General features: G+C 42.6%; 17 protein-coding genes. 4 read left to right on the top strand and 13 right to left on the bottom strand.

The features are described from left to right. Positions 1-176: 176 nt before the first annotated feature. Positions 177-1,049, bottom strand: a complete 873-nt coding sequence (locus tag ABEQ24_RS09510) for a nucleotidyltransferase-like protein (RefSeq protein WP_430006557.1) — start codon at positions 1,047-1,049, stop codon at positions 177-179. A 214-nt stretch (positions 1,050-1,263) separates the two neighbouring features. Here ABEQ24_RS09510 and ABEQ24_RS09505 point away from each other — a divergent pair, with 214 nt between their 5' ends. After that, complete coding sequence (locus ABEQ24_RS09505; RefSeq protein ID WP_070877017.1) at positions 1,264-1,617, top strand: YgzB family protein; 354 nt, start codon at positions 1,264-1,266, stop codon at positions 1,615-1,617. Between the two features lie 78 nt (positions 1,618-1,695). Here the strand turns inward: ABEQ24_RS09505 and perR are convergent, their stop codons facing one another. The 6 genes from perR to modA all read right to left on the bottom strand — a co-directional run bounded on the left by perR (position 1,696) and on the right by modA (position 5,998). Beyond that, positions 1,696-2,133 carry a peroxide-responsive transcriptional repressor PerR gene (perR, locus tag ABEQ24_RS09500; protein ID WP_070877016.1) on the bottom strand — a complete coding sequence of 146 codons (438 nt, stop codon included), beginning with the start codon at positions 2,131-2,133 and terminating at the stop codon, positions 1,696-1,698. Positions 2,134-2,250: 117 nt separating this feature from the next. After that, a complete protein-coding gene (locus ABEQ24_RS09495) occupies positions 2,251-3,204 on the bottom strand; it encodes a D-2-hydroxyacid dehydrogenase (RefSeq protein ID WP_430006556.1) in 954 nt (317 codons plus the stop codon). A gap of 327 nt (positions 3,205-3,531) precedes the next feature. Then, positions 3,532-4,002 (bottom strand): thioredoxin-dependent thiol peroxidase, encoded by a 471-nt coding sequence (gene bcp, locus ABEQ24_RS09490; protein WP_430006555.1) that lies wholly within the window; start codon positions 4,000-4,002, stop codon positions 3,532-3,534. Between the two features lie 63 nt (positions 4,003-4,065). Continuing rightward, a complete protein-coding gene (locus ABEQ24_RS09485; protein WP_430006554.1) occupies positions 4,066-4,470 on the bottom strand; it encodes an ion channel in 405 nt (134 codons plus the stop codon). Between the two features lie 93 nt (positions 4,471-4,563). Continuing rightward, positions 4,564-5,220: a molybdate ABC transporter permease subunit gene (modB, locus tag ABEQ24_RS09480; protein ID WP_430006553.1), complete on the bottom strand. Its 657-nt coding sequence runs from the start codon at positions 5,218-5,220 to the stop codon at positions 4,564-4,566. Then, entirely contained in the window at positions 5,210-5,998 is a 789-nt protein-coding gene (modA, locus tag ABEQ24_RS09475; protein ID WP_430006552.1) for a molybdate ABC transporter substrate-binding protein, read from the bottom strand. The genes modB and modA overlap by 11 nt, the downstream gene beginning before the upstream one ends. Positions 5,999-6,128: 130 nt before the next feature. Here modA and ABEQ24_RS09470 point away from each other — a divergent pair, with 130 nt between their 5' ends. The 3 genes from ABEQ24_RS09470 (at position 6,129) to ABEQ24_RS09460 (ending at position 13,497) form a co-directional block, all read left to right on the top strand. Continuing rightward, complete coding sequence (locus tag ABEQ24_RS09470) at positions 6,129-7,424, top strand: glutamate-1-semialdehyde 2,1-aminomutase (protein WP_430006551.1); 1,296 nt, start codon at positions 6,129-6,131, stop codon at positions 7,422-7,424. Between the two features lie 312 nt (positions 7,425-7,736). Continuing rightward, positions 7,737-12,209, top strand: a complete 4,473-nt coding sequence (locus tag ABEQ24_RS09465) for a glutamate synthase-related protein (RefSeq protein ID WP_430006550.1) — start codon at positions 7,737-7,739, stop codon at positions 12,207-12,209. A 205-nt stretch (positions 12,210-12,414) separates the two neighbouring features. Next, positions 12,415-13,497: an aromatic acid exporter family protein gene (locus ABEQ24_RS09460; RefSeq protein ID WP_430006549.1), complete on the top strand. Its 1,083-nt coding sequence runs from the start codon at positions 12,415-12,417 to the stop codon at positions 13,495-13,497. A 792-nt stretch (positions 13,498-14,289) separates the two neighbouring features. On the opposite strand, the gene ABEQ24_RS09455 is transcribed toward ABEQ24_RS09460, so the two are convergent. The 6 genes from ABEQ24_RS09455 to ABEQ24_RS09430 form a co-directional block, all read right to left on the bottom strand. Beyond that, positions 14,290-14,853 carry a YdhK family protein gene (locus ABEQ24_RS09455; protein WP_430006548.1) on the bottom strand — a complete coding sequence of 188 codons (564 nt, stop codon included), beginning with the start codon at positions 14,851-14,853 and terminating at the stop codon, positions 14,290-14,292. Between the two features lie 232 nt (positions 14,854-15,085). After that, positions 15,086-15,982, bottom strand: a complete 897-nt coding sequence (locus ABEQ24_RS09450; RefSeq protein WP_430006547.1) for an ABC transporter permease — start codon at positions 15,980-15,982, stop codon at positions 15,086-15,088. A gap of 17 nt (positions 15,983-15,999) precedes the next feature. After that, positions 16,000-17,001, bottom strand: coding sequence for an ABC transporter permease (locus ABEQ24_RS09445; protein ID WP_070879736.1), 1,002 nt, complete (start codon positions 16,999-17,001; stop codon positions 16,000-16,002). 218 nt (positions 17,002-17,219) lie between these two features. Continuing rightward, positions 17,220-18,830 carry an ABC transporter substrate-binding protein gene (locus ABEQ24_RS09440; RefSeq protein WP_430006546.1) on the bottom strand — a complete coding sequence of 537 codons (1,611 nt, stop codon included), beginning with the start codon at positions 18,828-18,830 and terminating at the stop codon, positions 17,220-17,222. Positions 18,831-18,882: 52 nt separating this feature from the next. Beyond that, complete coding sequence (locus tag ABEQ24_RS09435; protein ID WP_430006545.1) at positions 18,883-19,851, bottom strand: ABC transporter ATP-binding protein; 969 nt, start codon at positions 19,849-19,851, stop codon at positions 18,883-18,885. Then, positions 19,832-20,833 carry an ABC transporter ATP-binding protein gene (locus ABEQ24_RS09430; RefSeq protein ID WP_430006566.1) on the bottom strand — a complete coding sequence of 334 codons (1,002 nt, stop codon included), beginning with the start codon at positions 20,831-20,833 and terminating at the stop codon, positions 19,832-19,834. Before ABEQ24_RS09430 ends, ABEQ24_RS09435 begins: the two co-directional genes overlap by 20 nt. Positions 20,834-20,876 lie beyond the last annotated feature (43 nt).

The following is a 20,876-nucleotide window of genomic DNA, read 5'->3' as shown; positions in this document are numbered from 1 at the left end:
TAGTTTTCAAAGATCATTTTCGCTCTTGAAGCGACCTTCTTAATATATCATTTCGTTAACTCGGTGTCAACATTTTTTTAAGAAGTTTTTTTAGTTGAAAGTCGCTGTCTGCGCCGTCATGATTGAACTTGCTTCAGCAGCGACGCTTATTAATATATCACCGTAAAAAACTAAAGTCAATACTTTTTTGTAACAGAATATCCGCGATGGAAAATTCTCTGTCCTTTCGTTTCAATCTTAACAACTTCAACGAAATTTTTATCTACAAGAAACTCTAATAACACGCTTAAATCTACTGAATAATATTTAGCTTCCGGATGCTCGAGAAGCTCTGCGTAGTGCCACACTTCTTTTTCAGAAAGAATGCTAAGCAAATGTCCTGCACCAATTTCTGATTTTGAGTGGATCAGGAAATCACTCGCCAAAAAGAGAAGCTCGAGTCTTTTTTCTAATGACTCTTCGCTTTCAACCAGTTCTTTATACAGCTTGTAAACTTGAGGTTCCATCTGCCTCACTTGATTCCAGACCGTAACCTCCGGATAAAATCCGTGATCAATCACTTCGAGTCTTGCCAGATGATGCAGGGCGTGAACGATATGATTGTAGGCATCGAGGAACTGTTTTGACTCAAAGAATACTTTTCCTTCCAAGTATCTTCTAATAAGCTTGCCATACTCGAGGCCGATTTTTAATCTGCGCTCTGAGAAAGGAAACATTTTCAGACGGTCAAGAAGCTTGCCGAGGTATTCATTTCTGTCAAATAGAACTTTCCCGTTTAAAATCCATTCTACAATGCGGCGGTTTGTTCCAAGCAGGATCCATTGCTGAATCTGTTCATCCGTCACGATATTCAGTGAAGCCTTTTGATTATCAAATTCATAATGTTTAATATAAACAGGCTGCTTTGCTTCTTTTACAATCACAAGCAGCGCGACATCCAAGTTATCTGTAAGCGGTGATGTTTGGTTTCTCTTTTCAATCATGACGATTGCTAATGTGTCTGGATGACTTGCTCTCTCTTGATAAATAGGACGGAGAAGATTTTCCATTGTAATTCCCCCATTTAATTTATGACTATATATCAGAATTCTACACAGGAGATAAAATCCCTTTCAAATACAGCACTTCAAAATTATAAGTGAATGCTGAGAGAGAATCTATTATTTTTTGAGATTTCCTGCCGTTATTATTTAAAGCACCATTAGATATTTTCTGCGAAATCCCTTACATATGTGCTATATTGGTATTCAGGAGGTTGGAATAATGGCAGCGAAATATTCTAGCAAGATTAATAAAATCCGCACGTTTGCATTGAGTTTAGTCTTTATTGGATTTTTCATTATGTATATTGGCATCTTCTTCAGAACTTCTCCGATTGTCATGACCATATTCATGATGCTCGGGTTATTATCTATAGTAGGAAGCACGGTGGTTTACTTCTGGATCGGAATGCTCTCGACTAAAGCTGTTCAAGTAACATGCCCTTCATGCGGCAAAACAACGAAGATTCTCGGCAGGGTTGATATGTGCATGTATTGCAATGAACCGCTGACGCTTGATCCGAATCTGGAAGGCAAAGACTTTGATGAAAAATACAATCGCAAAACGGTCGAATAAAAAAGCGGAGTGCAGTATATGCACCCCGCTTTTATTTTAGAAAAAAAGACTGAATGCTGCTAAAGACATTCAGTCTGATCAATGCGTTTCTTTCTTCTCGCAGCTGCCGCACACTCCGTAGATCTCCATGCGGTGATGACTAACATTAAAACCTGTCACGTGTGAAGCAAGGTGTTCTACCTCATCTAGTCCCGGATAATGAAAATCTACAATCTTTCCGCATTTTTCACAAATAACATGGTAATGCTCCGTAGTGACAAAATCAAATCTGCTCGAAGCGTCCCCATACGTCAGTTCTTTCACAAGGCCTACCTCGCGAAAAACACGCAAATTATTATAGACCGTTGCAACGCTCATATTTGGAAATTTGCTTTCCAGGGATTTATAAATATCATCAGCTGTAGGGTGAGTCATAGATTGAATAAGGTATTCTAAAATGGCATGTCGCTGTGGAGTAATGCGTACTCCAGTCTGCTTCAGCGTGTCAAGTGCTTCTTTTAACTGATGTTCAGACATCCGCTATGCACCTCTTTCCTGAAAAACATTCTTACTTTATAATATTTATAAATAGTGTACATTGTGACTGGGACTTTTGTCAATTGCGTATAGACAGCCTTCTATATATTTTAAGCCTCAGTATCCTTGTTTTAGATCAATTGTATTTTCCATGGATGAATAGTCTCCATCACGATATAACGCCAAGTTTCTCTTAAAGATATCCATCGCTCTTGGCAGATAGTTCTCAGTTATGCCCGACAAATGCGGTGTTACTGTGACATTCTTCATTCTCCAGAATGGATGATTTTCTCTCAATGGCTCCTCTACAAACACATCAAGCACTGCATGCTTTAGCTTTCCCTCGTTTAATGCTTTTACTAAATCCGATTCGCAAACAGCATCTCCGCGGCCGATATTAATAAATAGGCCTTCTGGTTTCATCCAGCTGAACGCTTTATAATCCAGCAGTCCTTTTGTTTCTTTTGTACTGGGGAGAACAGAAACAACAAAGTCTGCTTTTCTCATTCCTTCTTCTAATCCATTGTATGTATGGATTTCATCAAAATATTCAACGATTCTGCCGGATCTGTTCATACCTTCTGTTTTCATCCCAAAAGCTTTTGCAAGTCTTGCAATTTCCGTTCCAATGGCACCCGCTCCTAAGATAAAGACCGTTTTCCCATGGAGTTCGTGCATTTTGACTCTGCGGTCCCATTTTCTCTGCTGCTGATTCTCGTGCAGCTGCTGCGAATCTCTTGAAACTTGCAGCATCATTGAAATGGTATATTCCGCCATTGGAATCTTATGTACGCCTTTAGAGTTGGTAACTAGTATATTTTGATGAATCAAAGCATCAAAAGGGAGCTTGTCCATACCTGCAGACGCAACCATCATCCATTTCAGTTCTTTCGCTTGCCCAATAATGCCAGCTGTCAGATCTTCCCCGTATGTCAAAATCACTTCAGCTTCCTTTAACTCATCAAGGACATCATATATCCTATTGTCAAAATTAAAATCCACATCAGGAAAATCATTTATTAGTTCTTCCTTTAAATAACCGGGCAGCTTAACTGTTGATAAAATCTTCAAAACCAATTTCCCCTTTTTCCTTTTATTTTACCATTAATAAGAAAAGCGCAAGCGCCCGTTTAGCGCAGGCATGGCAGATAAGGATCCGACAGAAAAGGCGCTTTTTGCCAATACTTGCGGATCCGTTCTGGCCGAGGAGCCTGAGCGATTGCGCTCGACATCGAAGCGCAAAATTTTATACTTTCTTAAATAATAAAAAGAGTGCAGGAACTATAGTTCCTGCACTTAATTGCGCTAACGAATGAGGAGGTTATGCCTTCTTTACAACATACTCCGGGTTATGATTTTTGTCTGGACGTTTAACTCAGTTCCTTAAAAAAAGGCCAATTATGAAATGTTTTCTTTCAAATATTGAAGCGCTTCTTCAACATGCCCTTTCACTTTTACTTTGCGCCACTCTTTGACAAGCTCGCCGTCCTTATTGATCAGGAACGTAGAACGTTCAATCCCCATATATTCTTTTCCAAAGTTTTTCTTCAGCTTCCATACTCCGTATTTCTCAGCAGCTTCATGATCTTCATCAACCAATAAAAGAAAAGGAAGATCATACTTGGCTTTGAATTTTTCATGCCTGCTTTGTGCATCTGTACTGACTCCAAGGATGACAGCATCAAGCTCCTCAAAGCTTTTGTGCTGATCCCTGAAGTCACATGCCTGAGTTGTGCAGCCTGGAGTCATATCTTTTGGGTAAAAATAAAGAATGACATGATTACCTTTAAACTCTGAAAGCTTTACTTTTTCTCCGTTATCAGCAGTCAGTTCAAAATCTGGTGCGGTTTGTCCGATTTGAGTTGCCATTATATCAGCCTCCGTAAAAATTGGTTTAATTTAAGACTACCCAATTCCAAAGAATGATACAACTTATGTCCCTTTTTCAAGCCCCCATACGGTTCTTGCAACAAAAACGGCAGGCAGGACATACCCGATAAGAGCCTCAAGAACAGCAAGCAGTCTGCCAAACCCAATCGGAATCACATCCCCATACCCCAATGAAAAAAGAGTAACGGCGCTGAAATACAGGCAAGTATGCAAACGCTCAAGATAGCTTCCTTCCATAATAACTCCATTATCAACAAGCACCTCATACCCGCTGGAGTCCAAAATCAAGAAAATCATACTGAATCCAATCAAAATGGAAAGATATAAGAAGATGACAATTAACAGGGTATCTATAGAAAGAAAATTCCGTTCCTTAAATGTGCGGATGAAGATATTAAAGCTCATCAGCAAACACAGCGATACAGCTAAAGCAAATAACCCTCCCATATATATGCAGCACCCCATGTCCAAAACACGTAATGGTACAATATATACAAGAAGGTTTTTATTATTCGGCCAGTCTTGAAATTTTCACCGCATCTATTTTCTTATAAGCTGGACTGCGAGTAAAAGACTGAATGAAAGCAGCACGAGCGCTCCCGCCCAAAGCCAGGCCATCGTCATATCTCCTGAATCAATCGCTACATAGATAGCCGTTGCAGCCGTCTGAGTCTGCCCCGGTATATTACCGGCAAACATCAGACTTGCCCCAAACTCACCGAGGGCTCTTGTAAATGCAAGAACCGCCCCCGTGACAAGCGACGGAATTGCAAGCGGAATCGAAACATACCACAGAACTTGCCGATCATCAGCACCGTCCACCTTTGAGGCATCCTCAATTTCACGATCAATCATTTGAAATCCAAGCTTTGCAGCCTGATACATCAGCGGAAAAGAAACAACACATGCAGCAATAACTGCTGCCCACCAAGTGAAAATGACCGGAAAGCCTGAAATGCTCTCAATAACTTGTCCTACCGGGCTGTTCATTCCAAAAATCACAATCAGCAGAAATCCAACAACGGTAGGCGGAAGGACAAGCGGCAGCATGAGAAATGTCTCAATCACTGTTTTTCCTTTAAAAGAGGTTCTTGCCATGATTCTCCCAATAAAAGTCCCGCTAATTATGACGATTAGACTGGAGATAACCGCAACCTGAAGGGAAAGCGCAATAGGCTGACTGAATTCAATCCACATCGCGGTCACCTTTATGCAACACTTCAAACCCCTGCTGTTCAAATACTTCTATCGATTGTTCTTGCTGCAGAAAGAAAAAGAAAGCTTTTGCTTCATTTTCGTGTTCCGTTTCATTCAAAACGCCGGCTGGATAAATAATACTTTCATATTTGGCCGGTTCTATTGGGGTCTGATTCACCTTTTTCGAAGTCATGGCATCTGTCTTGTAGACAATTCCTGCATGAACATTGCCTGTTTCAACATAGGAGAGCACTTGCCGCACATCTTTAGCAAATACCATTCTTTTTTTATTGCTTTCCCACAAATCATCATGCACAAGAGCTTCTTTCGCATATTTGCCTGCAGGAACTGTTTCCGGTGTGCCTATTGCTAATTTTCCAAAGTCTTCAGATGCAAGATCCTCCATCTTTAATGCTTCATTCTCTTTATTTGTAATAAGCACTAAGCTATTTCCCAAATAATCCATTTGCAGGGATTGGTTGATCAGCCCTTTTGCATTAAGCTGTTCAAAAAGAGCTTTTGAAGCGGAGAAAAAAACATCTACAGGAGCCCCCTGTTCAATTTGACGCTGCAGAGCGCCAGTTGAACTGAAGTTATAGCGCACTTCAATAGAAGGGTTCTCTTCTTCAAATTGTTTTTTTATTTCATTCAATGAATCTTTTAAACTCACTGCAGCCGATACGAGCAAGACGGTTTTCTGTTCAGATCCGTCCTGCTTAGGGACGCATGAAGTCAAGACAACTATACTAATAAGAAGAATCAGGTATTTTTTAAGCACTGCTCAGCGTCCTTCCTTTACTTAGAGAATCACTATTTTCATTCTATAATACTAAATGAATGCGCAAAAGTTTTTCATCCTTTTTAAACATGCTAGAATAGACTTTAGAACTTTTTTTCAGGAGGAAGACATGAAATTCACTAAATCTGAAGAGCTTCACGAAGAAGCGTTGCAGCATATTGTCGGAGGGGTTAATAGCCCTTCCCGTTCTTATAAAGCAGTCGGCGGCGGATCACCAGTCGTAATGGAACGAGCAAAAGGAGCTTATTTCTGGGATGTTGACGGCAATAAATACATTGATTACCTCGCAGCATACGGACCAATCATTACAGGACATGCTCACCCTCACATTACAAAAGCTATTCAAAAAGCGGCAGAAGATGGCGTACTCTACGGCACCCCGACTCCACATGAGGTGAAGTTCGCCAAAATGCTGAAAGAGGCTATGCCCGGAATGGACAAGGTCCGTTTTGTCAATTCGGGAACGGAAGCCGTCATGACAACAATTCGTGTTGCACGGGCATATACAGGACGGGACAAAATCATTAAATTTGCAGGCTGCTATCACGGGCACTCTGACCTTGTGCTTGTTGCTGCAGGCTCCGGACCTTCCACTCTTGGCACACCTGATTCTGCAGGGGTTCCAAAAAGCATTGCAAAAGAAGTGATCACGGTTCCTTTCAATGATATTGAACCATTTAAAGAAGCACTTGAAAAATGGGGAAATGAAATTGCAGCTGTTCTAGTTGAACCCATCGTAGGAAACTTCGGAATCGTTGAACCTTATCCAGGATTTTTAGAAGCAGTTAATGAGCTTACTCATAATGCCGGTGCTCTTGTCATATATGATGAAGTCATCACAGCCTTCCGCTTTATGTACGGAGGAGCACAGGACATGCTTGGTGTCACACCTGACTTGACTGCTCTCGGCAAAATCATTGGCGGCGGTCTGCCAATCGGTGCATATGGCGGCAAAAAAGAAATCATGGAACAAGTTGCACCTCTTGGTCCTGCTTACCAAGCCGGTACAATGGCCGGCAATCCCGCTTCGATATTATCAGGCATTGCCTGTCTTGAAGTCCTGCAGGAAAAAGGTGTATATGAAAACCTTGATAAACTTGGACAAATGCTTGAAGAAGGCATTCAAAAACATGCTGAAACTTACCAGATTCCAATTACAATGAACCGCTTAAAAGGCGCTTTGACCATTTACTTCACGACAGAGAAGGTTGTCAATTATGAGCAGGCAGAAAGAACCGACGGCGAAATGTTCGCCAAATTCTTCAAGCTGATGCTTCATGAAGGGATTAACCTTGCTCCGTCCAAATACGAGGCGTGGTTCCTGACTACAGCTCATACTGAAGAAGATATCAAGGATACATTGCTTGCAGTCGAACGTTCATTCCAACAATTACAGAATGTATAAATATACATTTTATTCAAACAGGGATTTTAGTCCCTGTTTTTTTATTATTTTAAAAAATGTTGTAAACGCTTCCATTTAAGCGTTGTATATGGTTTTAAGAATATTAAAACTTTTCAAACTTGTATGCCTCCCCCAAAATCATGCATAAATAATTGAATTTTCTCAATCTAAATGATATGATAAGTATTACATTTCTGAAAATTTTGTTATTAAATCTCACAAAGCAATCTATAGTTTTTAAATGATAGATTCATATTTTATCGGGAGGTGAAGGCTATAAGCGGGAACACATTCCCCTTTCAAGCCGCTTTTATGAAAGAAAATTGGAGCCCAAGTAAGTTTAAGGAATATTACAACGCAGAGCATGACGCTTGCGGCATCGTATCAGTCATCGAAAAAAGGAACGTGCCGACAAAAGAAAACATTGATTTATGTATAAATGCATTGATTACGATGAATCACCGCGCCGGGTTTATTAACGGCGAAGGAGACGGTGTCGGCATTCATATTGATATTCCAAGAGCTCTGTGGAAGCAGAAGCTTGCTGATGCAAAGGCTGATCAGCAATTAGCCGAACGAGGCGATTTTATCGTCGGACACCTCTTTTTATCTAAAAATGAAAATCCTGATAAACTAAAAAAAGAAATTAGAAGCCTTCTATCCGAAAAGAATTTCGAACTTGTTTTCGAAACAGACAAAGTTACAACTTCATCTGCATTAGGACCCATCGCCCTGCAAGAAGAACCTCTCTTTTGGCAATTTGCCATGATTCCAGCTGAAAAACATGATTCTCTTAATAAGGATCTTTTTGAGCTGACGATTCAGATTGAGAAAAACCTCCATGTTCATGTCGCATCACTCAGTCAGCATGCTGCTGTTTATAAAGTTATGGGTGCTGGAGATGTTCTTCCGAAGTTTTATCATGATCTTGCAAATCCGCTTGCAGCATCTACGATGACTCTCGGACATAACAGGTATTCTACTAATACATTATCTACTTTTTTTCGTGTGCAGCCATTTAGCCTGTTAGGCCATAACGGTGAAATCAATACCATTGCAAAGCTTCGCGACGAAGCAAGAATGATGAATGTTCCGCTTACTGACGGCGGAAGTGATTCTCAAGATTTGAACAGAACGATTGAAACATTGGTGGCGAGAGACGGATACAGCCTGTTTGAAGCACTGGATGTTCTTTTCCCTCCAATTGTTAATGAAATTAAAGCATATCCTGATCATCTTCAGGACCTATACACATATATCCGTGAAGCTTGGGGCCATTTTGCCCAGGGTCCGGCAGGCATCATTTCGAGATTTGGAGATGAAGCAGTTTTCAGTGTAGATGCTCTTGGACTTCGGCCGCTATGGAAGGTAGAATCAGAAACTTCCTATATATTTGCGTCTGAACCGGGAATCATTCCAACTTCTCTTTATGCCGGCGATCCTAAGCCGCTTGGACCCGGCGAAAAGCTTGGCCTTAAATGGAACAAGGATGAGATTGAACTGTTTGAGTACCCTTCTCTTCAGGAGGAAGTCTATAAAAGATTTTCAGACAGAACAGATATCAGCGGCTACCGCAAACGACTGGCCCATCCTGTCAGCAAAGGCAAATGTTCAGCATCTCCTATCTTCAAAGTTCACAATGGTCATTACGCTGCATTCGGCTGGGACCGCGAACATATTCAGCTGCTTGAACAAATGGCTGAAAAAGGAGCAGAGCCTATTCGCTCACTCGGCCATGATGGTCCGCTTGCGGCAATCCATCCGGATCGTAAAAACATTGCTGATTTCATTAAAGAAAGTGTTGCAGTTGTTACCAATCCGGCAATTGACCGCGACCGTGAGTCAGAGCATTTCTCCATACGCTCAGTGATCGGGAAACGTCCTTCACTGACAGAGCAGCATGAAAAAACAGCAATGATTGAGCTGCCATCACCTTTATTGCTTGAAGGCAAGCTTGGCATCATGGCATCTGAACAGATTGATCAGCTGCCTTATGAAGAAGTTATCGATACATTCTCAAAGGAAAAACAGCTGCATGTTTTATCCGCTGTCTTCTCTGAGAGTGAAAGCCTGACGGACGCTCTTGACCGTCTGAAGCTTGAAGCCATTCAAGCTGTAGAGGATGGAGCTGTATTACTTGTGCTTGACGATCAGGAAGCCCACCAAAATGGGAAGCTGTGGATTGATCCGCACTTGATTACTTCCGTCATTGATCAGGCATTGGTTAAAGAAAGCCTGCGGAGAAACTGTTCAATCGTCCTGCGAACAGGGGCCATCAGATCCCTGCATGACATTATGATTGCATATGGGCTTGGAGCAAACCTAATCAGCCCGTATATTCTTTTTGCAACTGTTGCAGAGGAAGAATCGGCAAAACCCGCTGTTAACTTATATGACTCATTAAACAAAGGACTTGAGAAGGTCATTTCTACAATCGGCATTCATGAGCTTAGAGGATACGGACGACTCTTCTCTGCTATCGGATTAAATGAAGAAATCGAGAAAGAGCTTAACATTGTAAACTTCTTAGGCTCCAGTTCTCTTAAATTTAACTTTGAAAGCCTGAAAGCAGATGCACTTGAACGCAGCCAGGACTTTGAAAATGAAAAAGCCCGCCCGAGCAAGACGTTCCACATCTTCCCGAGAATCTGGAAAGCAATCGGCGATGTGGCAAAAACGGGCAGCTATGACGGCTACCGTGAAAAATTGACAGAGCAAGAAGAAAGCAACCCAATTACCATTCGTCATTTAACTGATTTAAAAACGGCTAAATCTGCCGTGCCAAAAGAAAAAGTAAATATCGGAGTCGGTGAGCACAGTCTTCCATTTGTGATCGCTTCTATGTCTTTTGGTTCACAAAATGAAGTAGCATTCCGTGCATACGCTGAAGCTGCTGAACAATTAAATATGGTCAGCCTAAATGGCGAAGGCGGAGAAATTAAAGATATGCTCGGCAAATATCCGCGCACACGAGGACAGCAAATCGCATCAGGAAGATTCGGAGTCAATGCAGAACTGCTTAACTCATCCAACCTGCTCGAAATTAAAATCGGCCAGGGAGCGAAGCCTGGTGAAGGCGGTCACTTGCCGGGTTCAAAAGTAACAGCGAAAATCGCCGAGTCCAGAAATGCCACAATCGGCTCAGATCTCATCTCGCCGTCAAATAACCACGATATTTATTCGATTGAGGATTTGGCGCAAATGATATCTGAACTGAAAACAGCGAATGATCAGGCAAAGGTTTCTGTTAAAGTGCCAGTTGTTCCAAACATTGGAACGATTGCAGTCGGAATTGCAAAAGCCGGAGCGGACATCATCACGCTGAGCGGGTTTGACGGCGGTACTGGTGCAGCCCGCATCCATGCCCTTCAGCATGTTGGGCTCCCAGTTGAAATCGGTGTAAAAGCAGCACATAACGCATTGCTTGAAGCCGGACTTCGTGAAAAAGTAGAGCTTTGGGCAGACGGCGGAATAAAAAGTGCACTCGACGTGATGAAAGTCGTTCTGCTTGGAGCGAACCGCGTCGGGTTTGGAACATTATCGATGATTGCCATCGGCTGTACAACATGCCGCGGCTGTCATTTAGATACATGCCATGTTGGTATCGCCACTCAAATTGAATCAGAAGCACAGGCAAAAGAGCATGGCTTAAGACGCTTTGTTCCAAGAAAATACGATCCGGCTGTGCAGGGCCTTGTTAATATGTTCAGCGCATTCGGTTCAGAACTTCAGGCCTTAACTGCTTCACTTGGATTTACAAACCTGCAGGATCTTGTCGGAAGATCTGACTTGCTTGAACAAACACGCGGCAAAGAAGAAATGGATCTGTCCCTCTTGCTTGAAACATTGGATATTCAGAATCTATCTCATAAAGAGGTTGCTGCAAGCATAGAAAGCAAACGTCTCGCTGTTGCTGCTGGAGCAGAGTATTTGGATTATGATGACAATGAACTTCATGATTCAAGAGAATTCAGCAGTGTCACTTCTGAACAGCGAATCCTGGGCAGCCGGGTTTCCTGTCACAGAGTGCGCGGCCGTCTCGATGGCTCATACAAGAAACTCGATGACGTTGAGCTTTACTATAAGGAAGGTTCAATTCCAGGTAACGGTCTTGGCGCCTACAATTCAAGCGGCATTCATATCCGTGTTGAAGGCGGAGCACAAGACGGCACCGGAAAAACGTCATTCGGAGGAACCATTCAAGTATTCAAATCAAAAGGAACTGACGGTAAATTCTACAACGGGTCTGTCGGTAAAGGATTCGGATATGGCGCGCAAAGCGGTCTGCTGTTAGTACAGGGAAATGCAGATGCACGCGCAGGAATCCGCCTCTCAGGTGCCGATATGATCATCGGCGGCAAGATTGATAAGCCAATTCCTGCAAATGAAAAGGGCAATATTGGGGTAAACGCCAATATTAAAGGATTCGCGTTTGAATACATGACAAACGGCAGAGGACTCGTCCTTGGAGATCCAGGCCCATGGATTTGCGCAGGAATGACCGGCGGGGTTGTATATGTCAGACATCAGCCTGAGGTTGGATTAACAAAGCAGGCTTTAGAACGCCGAATTGCAAAAGGCGCTAAAATCGAAATTTCATCATTAAATTCAAAAGGCCAGAGTGATGTATCAGAATTGCTTACAACATACATCGAAGCGCTCGAGCGACATGGTCAGAATGAAGAAGCAGAAGAATTAAAACCTCTTTTGCAGGATTTAACAAATAACTTTATTCAGCTGGTCCCTGTTAAAGAGCAGGCAGATCCGTCTGTATCAACTGAATAATTTCTTCTTCCAACTAACACCTGCCTGGCAGGTGTTATTTTTTTTACCAAAACGGGAAAAAGTAACTTGAATAATTTGTTTAAACGTTGTATAGTCATTAATTGTTTAATAAAATGGCTATTCTGCAAAGACTGTTCTTTTTCCGGCAATTCGTGTAAAATAGCCAACAACAATCAGTAAAGAAGGGAATGTCCATACACACCCCATGAAACTTGGTGCCCGCATTATAAAAACGGGGATAGCCATTACGCTGGCTCTATACTTGGCCACGTTATTAAAAATACCGTCTCCCGCGTTTGCAGGTATCGCAGCTATTTTTGCGATCCAGCCAACGATTTATCGCTCTTATTTATCCGTCATTGAGCAAGTACAGGCAAATATCATCGGAGCAGCCTTTGCCATTTTGTTCGGGCTGATCTTTGGTCCCCATCCGTTTGTTATCGGTCTAACTGTCATCATTGTCATTGCGATTAACTTAAAAATAAAAATCGAAAACACGATTCCTGTTTCCATTGTTACAGTTATTGCAATCCTTGAAAGCCCCGGGGAAGATTTCATCGAATTTTCTCTGATCCGTTTTGGAACGGTCCTGCTGGGGGTATTATCGGCATTCATAGTTAACTTAATTTTCATTCCGCCAAAATATGAAACAAAGCTTTACTACAGAATTGTAGATAATACGGAGGAAATCATTAAATGGATCCGCATTAATATGAGGCAGGTATCCGAATACAGCGAACTGAAAACAGACATCGAAAAAATAAAAGATAAAATGATTAAACTTGATCAGCTTTACTTGCTGTACAAGGAAGAACGCGCATATTTCAAACAAAATATCTATGCAAAATCCCGCAAGCTCGTATTGTTCAGGCAAATGCTTGTTACCACAAATCGTTCCTTGGATACTCTGAAAAAGCTCCACAGGCTTGAAAATGAATTGCATCACCTTCCTGAAGACTTTAAAGAGATTCTTGCAAACGAGCTTGACTATTTGATTGATTTTCATGAAAGAAGCCTATTGAAATTCATAGGCAAAATTAAACCTCAGTCAACAACAGATCTTATTAAGGAAGGTCAGTTTAACAAGCAGGAACTCGTCGATACTTTCATGAACTTTAAAGGCAGCTGCATTGATCAGGAGTGCTTTTATCACCTGCTTCCACTTATCGCTGTCATAATTGACTACAGCGAGCAGCTCGAGCATTTGGACACTCTAATAAACAGCTTCCATAATTATCATAAAGAAGAAAATGAACTGCAAATCAATGAACTGGAAGAGAGCAGCTGATTTTCACGTCCCTAAAAAAATAAAGCAGGCAGGAAAAACTTCTGTTTTTCCTGCCTGCTTTTCTGTGAAAATAGCTAGTGGCGTCAGTTCCAGTAGAGCTGCCAGTTTGAACCGGGCAACACATGAGAAGTGCCGGCATTCGCCTTAGTGCTGCCACTTTGAACCGTGTAAAAGATAAAAAGTGGCAGCATTCACCTTAGAGTTGCCACTTTGAACCGGGCAACACATGAGAAGTGGCGGTATTCGCCTTAGTGCTGCCAGTTGAACCGGGCAAAACATGAAAAGTGGCAGCATTCGCCTTAGTGCTGCCACTTTGAACCGGGCAAAACATGAGAAGTGGCGGCATTCGCCTTAGTGCTGCCACTTTGAACCGGGCAACACATGAGAAGTAGCGGTATTCGCCTTAGTGCTGCCAGTTGAACCGGGCAAAACATGAAAAGTGGCAGCATTCGCCTTAGTGCTGCCACTTTGAACCGTGCAACATATGAGAAGTGGCAGCATTCGCCTTAGTGCTGCCACTTTGAACCGGGCAACACATGAGAAGTGGCGGCATTCGCCTTAGTGCTGCCACTTTGAACCGGGCAACACATGAGAAGTGGCGGCATTCGCCTTAGTGCTGCCAGTTGAACCGGGCAACACATGAAAAGTGGCAGCATTCGCCCTAATGCTGCCACTTTTGATCAGGCAAGGTTCCAAAAGCAGGGACTAATCAGAGAGTCAGTGATTACTGACTTTCTGATTAGTCCCTTTTCTTCTATATCTCTTTAAGAATCGATCAAAACAAAAAGCTATTTACTCGGCCTTCTCTAACTCGCTCTCTGTCACCCATTTATGATTTTTCACTTTTTCCCCGCCGCCTTCAGGTGTGTAATCAACCATGTATACTGTTGTTTTTTCGGCGGTATCAATGACAGCTTCCGCACCATCCATTCCTTCCATATGACTCGCCTCGACCGTTACTTCATCTCCTGCTTTAAACGGTTCTTCCGGAGCATCCTTAATTTCTTCATGAATGATCCATTTATGATTCTCAACAGGCTCACCACCCCCTTCAGGAGTATATGAGATGGAATATACAGTTGTATCATACGCACCCGAAATCATTGCTTCTGCCCCGTTCATGCCTTCCATATGATCGGTCTTGATGATTGCTTTGCTTCCGGTTTCATAGGCAGGATTCTGCGCCTCTTTTAACCCTTCAGGCACTTCTCCAGAGCTAGAGTGATTCATACTGCCATGGTCCATGTGCTCCGAATCTTCCTTTTTCTCCCCCTGATCACCAGCACTGTTTCCGCAAGCGCCAAGAGACAATGAAACAGCCGCAACAAGCGATAAAATCACATACTTCTTTAACATATCAATCATCCTCCCAAAAGCTTTGACCCAATAATACAAAAGAATTGTGCAGAATTTGTGCAACAAAGAAAAGCGGAACCGACTGTTCAGACTCGGGCAGACAGATAAGAACTAACACGAAAAAATACAGGTCCCGCCTTTTTGAATGATTTGTTCTGGCCGAGACACAAAACGGCGGAATCCAAAAAGTCCAAATCCCACAGGATCTGGACTCTGCATATTTATTCCTTTATCAATGCTTCCCTTTAGGATCAAGTGCATCCCGAAGTCCGTCACCCATTAAGTTAAACCCAAGAACAGTCAGCATAATGGCTAGGCCGGGAAAAAACAGGGTCCAAGGGGCCTGAACCAGATATTGCTTGGAATCGGCAAGCATTTTTCCCCATTCCGGATTTGGAGCCTGAGCGCCAAGTCCAAGGAATCCAAGAGCAGCTGCTTCAATAATGGCAGTAGCAATCGCCAGAGAAGCTTGTACAATAATCGGTGAAAGACTATTTGGCAGAACATGAACAAGCAAAATTCTTGTATCACTTGTTCCTACTGCTTTTGCAGCGTGTATGTACTCTTCTTCTTTTACACTCAGCACTTTCGCTCTGATCAGTCTGCCGAAGTTTGGAATGTTAATGACAGCAATGGCAATCAGTGCATTTTGCAGGGAAGGCCCTAAAATAGCAACGATTGCTATAGCAAGCAGGATGCTCGGAAAGGCAAGCATAATATCAAAAATTCTGGAGATGATCGTATCAATGACTTTTCCATAATAACCCGCCATAATACCAAGCAGTGTTCCGACTATTGCTGATCCAAGGACCGAGAAAAAGCCGACCCACAGTGAAATCCTGGCACCAAACAGGACCCTTGAAAAGATATCACGGCCAAAGTCGTCCGTTCCAAACCAATGCTCTGATGAAGGAGGAAGCAGTCTCTTTGAGAGCTCCTGTTCATCAATGCCTTGAGGGGCAATCAGAGGTGCAGCGATTGCAATAACAACAAAGAAAAGGACGAGAAAGCTTCCTGCGATAGCTAATTTATTTTGTAAAAAGACGCGCAGCTTCTGCTGAAAAGGAGTGACAACCTTCTCCTGTTTTATAATGGCAGTCTGCTGCTCCTGCAGCGATGGTAGTGACATAGCAGTCTCCCCCTTTTCTAATATTTAATTCTTGGATCAATGGCAGCATATAACAGATCCACAATCAGATTAATAAAGACAAATATTGTAGCAATAATCAAAATTCCGGACTGAATAACCGGATAATCACGGTAGCTTATGGCATCAAAAATATACCTTCCCATCCCAGGCCAGCCGAAAATGGTTTCAGTCAAAATAGCTCCGCCTAATAATAATCCTGTTTGAAGTCCAATAATCGTTAAAATCGGAATAATGGCATTTTTTAAAGCATGCTTATAGACAACCCAGAACATATGAAGACCTTTAGCACGGGCAGTCCGGATAAAATCCGACTCCATCGCTTCGATCATGGTGGAACGGGTAATCCTTGCAATAATCGCCATTGGAATTGTCGCGAGCGCAATTCCCGGCAAAAGAATATGCTTAAGTACTTCAATAAATTGATCAAATCTGCCCTGCAAAAGCGTATCGAGCAAATAAAGATTTGTGATTGAATCAACAGGATTTCGAATTTCTTCACGGCCAGTCGTTGGAAGCCAGCCAAGCTGGATGGAGAAGACATATTGCTCCATTAAACCAAGCCAGAAAATCGGCATCGACACTCCAATCAATGCGATAACCATTGCCGTATAATCAAACCACGAATTTCGGAACCAGGCACTGATGATTCCTGCATTGATTCCAACCACAATGGCAATCATCATGGCGAAAATCGTCAGTTCCATTGTTGCAGCCAAATAAGGAGTCATCTCCTGGCTGATTTGGGCTCCTGTCCGGATAGACTGGCCAAGATCACCTGTCAGCAGTCCCCCGACATAATCAAAATATTGTATGTACCAAGGCTGATCAAGACCAAGCTGCTGCGTTAATTTTTCAATCGCTTCCTGTGTAGCGCGCTGCCCGAGAATGACCTGTGCCGGGTTGCCCGGAATGGCTCGGATTATAGAAAAAACGACCAGTGTCATCCCAATTAAAACCGGTATGAGCAATCCAATTCTTCTTACTGTGTATGAAACCATCGTCTCACCTCGCTTTTATTTCTGAAGGCTGTTTTCGCATAGAATATTGCGTATTCATATTGTTCCCGCATCTAAGTCCTATCGTGCTTTTTTCCAGAAGATAAACCGATGCGGGTATCAATATCAATACGGGAAGACTGTAAAAACTGCTGAAAGCATAAGTTTACGAAAAGAGCCTTTCTGAAAAAAGGAGGAGGACAAGTCCTCCTCCTTCAAGATTACTTAAATTCAACCTTTGTTAAAATGTCAGATCCAGTTGGATGCGGCATGAAGCCTGTAATGCTGCTGCTTCCGGCAAGGATTGGCGTTGAGTGAGCAAGCGGAATCCATGGTGCATCTTCTTTAATGATTTCCTGCGCTTTTTTATAGAGCTCATTTCGCTGTTCCTGATCTGTGTTTGATTGTGCTTCAATCAGGATGTCATGCAATTCATCATTGCTGTAGTACGTGTAGTTATTGCTGCCGATGCTGTCTTTATCTAATAGAGTATAAATGAAGTTATCTGCATCTCCATTATCACCAGTCCAGCCGAGCATAAAGGAATCTGCTTCCCCTTTGCTTGCTTTGTCTAAATAAGTTGCCCAATCATACGTTTTGATTTCGGCTTCTACACCGATTTTTGCAAAGCTTGATTTAAGAACTTCAGCCACTTTCATACCTTCTGGCATATATGGACGCGGTACAGGCATTGCCCAAAGCTCCATTTTAAAGCCATCAGGATGACCGGCTTCAGCAAGAAGCGCTTTTGCTTTTTCTAAATCATATGGGTATGGCTCGATATCATCGTTATAGCCTTCTAATGAAGGAGGCATTGGATTTTTCGCCGGCTCAGCAAGACCGCCATAGAAAGAATCAATGATTGCCTGTTTGTCTACTGCATGATTCAATGCTTGACGCACAAGTTTGTTATCAAGAGGCTTGCGGTTTGTAGTTAATCCCACATAACCTACGTTCATGGACGGACGCTCAAACGTCTGTAAATCTTTATTGCTTGTAATAGATTCAGTATCAGATGGATTCACTCCATCCATTAGATCAATTTCACCCGTCTGCAATGCGTTTAAACGAGCTGAGTTTTCCGGAATTGATTTAAAGATAACCTGATTTAATTTCGGGTATCCTTCCATCCAGTAGTCTTCATTTTTCTCAAGAACGATTCTGTCGTTTGGCTTCCACTCTACAAATTTAAATGGACCAGTTCCAACAGGATTTTCTCTGAATTTATCTCCGTGCTTTTCAACAGCAGCAGGACTTGCAATTCCAAATGGTGACATCGCAAGGTTCTTTAAGAACGGAGCTTGAGGACGTTTAAGTGTGAAGACAACTTTATTGTCGCCGTCTGCTTTTACTTCTTTAATGACGTGTCCTTCATCTTTTTTGAATCCGCCAAACATTGTGTAGTAAGGGAATTTATCGGCATCCCCATTCATCCAGCGCTCGAAGTTGAATACAACAGCTTCAGCGTTGAAGTCTGTGCCGTCATGGAACTTTACGCCTTCTCTTAAAGTAAGCGTATACGTCAGGTTATCATCAGAAACTTCCCATTTTGTTGCAAGACCTTCCTGAACAGTTGTATCTTGTTCACCGTAATTCAATAGTGTTTCAAAGACGTTGACCGTTACTTTGAATGCTTCTCCCTCTGTCGTAGTAATTGGATCAAGTGATGTGGAATCCCCGCCGCGGCCAAAAACAAGACTGTCCTGTTTCTTTTCGCTGCTTCCGCCTTCTGAATTGCCATCTGATGAGGTGTCATTTGAACTGCATCCCATCAATGCCGCTGATAACAGCAGCACAAACATAATTGAGACCAACAGGCTTTTCTTTTTCACGCATACATCCCCCTATTTCCTATTTATCAATCTATCAATCACATCTGTGCCATTATTGATATAAATGGCACGCGACATAATGACCTTCTTTTACTTCGGTCCATTCGGGCTTTTTCACTTTGCACGGTTCAAAACACGCAGGACATCTCGTATGAAAAGCACATCCTTTAGGCGGATCAGACGGACTTGGGAGATCGCCTTTTAAAACAATCTGTTCTTTAACTGCCTCAGGATCCGGAAGAGGCACGGCTGAGAGCAGCGCTTTTGTATAAGGGTGCAGCGGTTCAGCATACACTCTCTCGCTGTCTGCAAGTTCTACTAAACTTCCCAAATACATCACTCCAAGCCTGTCGCTGATGTGGCGAACGACTCCGAGGTCATGGGAAATGAAAATATAAGTTAATGAAAATTCCTTTTGCAGGTCTTTTAATAGATTCAGAATTTGAGATTGAATGGAAACATCAAGAGCTGAAACGGGTTCATCTGCAATGATCAGCTTCGGATTCGTCATCAGTGCTCTTGCAATCCCAATTCTTTGACGCTGTCCTCCGCTGAACTGATGGGGATATCTTTTGCCGTAGGCTTCATCAAGCCCGACAATTCTCAGCATCGTTTTTACTTTTTGCCTGCGCTGTTCTTTGTTTCCTATTTTATGTACGATAAGGGGCTCTTCAAGAATACGTTCAACCGTCATTCTCGGATTCAGCGATGCATAAGGGTCCTGAAAGACCATCTGCATCTCCCGCCTCATCTTTCTCATCTCTTTTGGAGACTTCTCGAGCAGCTGTTCTTCCTGAAAAGAAACCGAACCTTCTGTAGCCTCAATCAGTTTCAGCAGAAGGCGCCCCATAGTTGACTTCCCGCAGCCGGATTCACCGACAATGCCAAGTGTTTCTCCTTCATATACTTCAAAAGACAAATCATTTACTGCCTTGACTGAACCGACTTTTCTGCCAAACACGCCGCCATTAATCGGAAAATGCTTTGACAGCTTATCCACTTTAAGCAAAAGCTTCGTCATGCTGAATTGCCTCCTCTCGTGCCAGAAAGCATCTTGATTGATGGGAATTCTCTAACTTGTACAGCGGCGGTGCATCATTCAGGCACTCAGCCATTGCATATTCGCAGCGGCCTGCAAACAGACATCCCTGCTGAACAGTGCCAGGACGCGGCACTTGTCCTGAAATGGAATACAATCTGTCATTTTTTTGCCGGATATCCGGAACTGATTTCATAAGCCCCTTTGTATAAGGATGCTTAGGATTTTTAAAAATCGTTTTGACGCTTCCCTCTTCCACGACTTGCCCTGCATACATGACCATGACGCGGTCGCACATTTCCGCAACTACACCAAGATCATGTGTGATAAAGACAATGGACGTGTCAAGTTTTTGATTAAGGTCTTTCATCAATTTCAATATTTGTGCCTGAATTGTTACATCGAGTGCAGTTGTCGGCTCATCAGCAATCAGCAGCTTAGGATCACATATCATTGCCATCGCAATCATGACACGCTGCCTCATGCCTCCTGAGAGCTGATGGGGATATTCCCCGTATAACTCCTCAGGTCTCGGCAGTCCTACAAGCTTTAGAATTTGAATGACCCGGTCCTTAGCCTGTTTTTTCGTTAAGTTCTGATGAACACGAAGCGACTCTTCAAGCTGGTTGCCTATTTTAAATAATGGATTGAGTGAAGTCATTGGCTCCTGAAAGACCATTGCAATTTCATTTCCGCGTATGGAACGGAGTGATTTTTCATTCAGCTTCAGAAGATCTTTTCCTTGAAACAATACTTCTCCTGTCAGCTTTGATGTCTTCTTTGGCAATAACCCCATAATCGAAAGCGAAGTCACACTTTTTCCGCATCCCGATTCTCCTACGATTCCTAAAACTTCTCCCTTATGTACATCAAAGCGAATGGAGTCAACAACTCGCGTTTCTTCTTTACTTTGCATAAATGTAATGCTTAAATCTCTGATTTCTAATATTTTTTCCCGTGACAGACCGTACACCCCCTGCTTTGAGGATACTCTTTTCCAATCACCT

Origin of the sequence: Metabacillus idriensis, from assembly GCF_050483325.1 — a bacterium.
Taxonomy (GTDB): domain Bacteria; phylum Bacillota; class Bacilli; order Bacillales; family Bacillaceae; genus Bacillus_P; species Bacillus_P idriensis_A.
This window is presented reverse-complemented; position numbering and strand designations above follow the sequence as displayed.

Coding starts and splice junctions, on each gene's coding strand:
- ABEQ24_RS09510 (WP_430006557.1), bottom strand. CDS start 1,049: ATGGAAAATCTTCTCCGTCCTATTTATCAAGAGAGAGCAAGTCATCCA.
- ABEQ24_RS09505 (WP_070877017.1), top strand. CDS start 1,264: ATGGCAGCGAAATATTCTAGCAAGATTAATAAAATCCGCACGTTTGCA.
- perR (WP_070877016.1), bottom strand. CDS start 2,133: ATGTCTGAACATCAGTTAAAAGAAGCACTTGACACGCTGAAGCAGACT.
- bcp (WP_430006555.1), bottom strand. CDS start 4,002: ATGGCAACTCAAATCGGACAAACCGCACCAGATTTTGAACTGACTGCT.
- ABEQ24_RS09485 (WP_430006554.1), bottom strand. CDS start 4,470: ATGGGAGGGTTATTTGCTTTAGCTGTATCGCTGTGTTTGCTGATGAGC.
- modB (WP_430006553.1), bottom strand. CDS start 5,220: ATGTGGATTGAATTCAGTCAGCCTATTGCGCTTTCCCTTCAGGTTGCG.
- ABEQ24_RS09470 (WP_430006551.1), top strand. CDS start 6,129: ATGAAATTCACTAAATCTGAAGAGCTTCACGAAGAAGCGTTGCAGCAT.
- ABEQ24_RS09465 (WP_430006550.1), top strand. CDS start 7,737: ATGAAAGAAAATTGGAGCCCAAGTAAGTTTAAGGAATATTACAACGCA.
- ABEQ24_RS09460 (WP_430006549.1), top strand. CDS start 12,415: ATGAAACTTGGTGCCCGCATTATAAAAACGGGGATAGCCATTACGCTG.
- ABEQ24_RS09455 (WP_430006548.1), bottom strand. CDS start 14,853: ATGTTAAAGAAGTATGTGATTTTATCGCTTGTTGCGGCTGTTTCATTG.
- ABEQ24_RS09450 (WP_430006547.1), bottom strand. CDS start 15,982: ATGTCACTACCATCGCTGCAGGAGCAGCAGACTGCCATTATAAAACAG.
- ABEQ24_RS09445 (WP_070879736.1), bottom strand. CDS start 17,001: ATGGTTTCATACACAGTAAGAAGAATTGGATTGCTCATACCGGTTTTA.
- ABEQ24_RS09435 (WP_430006545.1), bottom strand. CDS start 19,851: ATGACGAAGCTTTTGCTTAAAGTGGATAAGCTGTCAAAGCATTTTCCG.